The following is a 1,100-nucleotide window of genomic DNA, read 5'->3' as shown; positions in this document are numbered from 1 at the left end:
ATTCAATCGAGTCTCTATTCCAGACAAAGATATCTAAAGGGGAGCATTTCTTCTTAAAGTTTTTAAAAGAGAAATATTGAATGCAGTAATTACTGGACATATCTCCTAGGATTTCCCCCTTGGAGAAGCATTTACGTGCAGTTCTTGAAATGAGCATACTAAGGTCTTTTAAAAAATGAATGATATTCTATAAAAGAAGCTTCGGCAAAAGCTAGATAGAAATGAAGATCCTTCTGGAGGGGTAACCGACAGTCAATCAGTGAAAACGACAAAAAAGGGAATTTCAAAAGCTTCGATGGCAGAAAGAAAATTAAAGCTTGAAAGCGACATATATTGGTTGATAATGAAGGCTAATAGCTCGTGCGTTTGTGACAGCTGCCAATCTCGAAGATAGAGAAGGGGGTGCAGGGCCTTTTGGATAACTGGAAGAATTCAAAGAGAAAAATGAAGATCATTTGGGTTGTTGGTAAATGTACAGGAGATGACGTAAAGATTTCTTTGGCTGTCTTTGAAAGTCGTCAAACGCATAGATAAGAGCTTTAAAATATTGACTAAACCTTTGTGTGGTTGAGTAGGTATTTGCTTGGCTTGGGAAATATCCAAGATTGGTAAAGATTATGAATATGACATACCGACAAGTGAAGTTATGTTATACATCAGAATTTTTAGGACAATACTAAAGAGAGTAAGAGATTTTTGAACATTCTCTTGATTTTGAAGTTTCCAATAATAAATTTGACCTTGCCCCCTGATTCCATCCAGAGTTAAATAGAGATTCAAGCAATTAATTTATTGTTATTTTCACTTAAACTTCTAATAAATTGTTTTGGGCTTARACCCTTTAAACTTGTATGAGGACGATACTCATTATAGTCTTCGCGCCACTTTTCAATCGTGCTACGAGCATCTTTAACATTTAAAAACCAATTTTCATTTAAGCATTCATCACGAAGCTTTCCATTGAAACTCTCAATATAACCATTTTGCATTGGTTTACCAGGTTGAATATACTTCCAGCTAATTTTGTTATCCCATGACCACTTCAAAATAGCATTACTCGTAAATTCCGTCCCATTATCGCTTAATATGCATGCTGGCCT

The 1,100-nt window shown here is 35.2% G+C and carries 1 pseudogene; it reads right to left on the bottom strand.

Features of this window, described 5'->3' with window-relative positions:
- Window positions 1-797: 797 nt before the first annotated feature.
- Window positions 798-1,100 (bottom strand): annotated as a pseudogene (locus tag TY19_RS11040) (integrase core domain-containing protein); the annotation flags it as partial.

The organism is Candidatus Protochlamydia sp. R18 (assembly GCF_000648255.1).
In the GTDB taxonomy this organism is placed as follows: Bacteria; Chlamydiota; Chlamydiia; order Chlamydiales; family Parachlamydiaceae; genus Protochlamydia; species Protochlamydia amoebophila.
The sequence above is the reverse complement of the archived record's forward strand: the minus strand, read 5'-3'. Positions and strand labels throughout refer to the sequence as shown.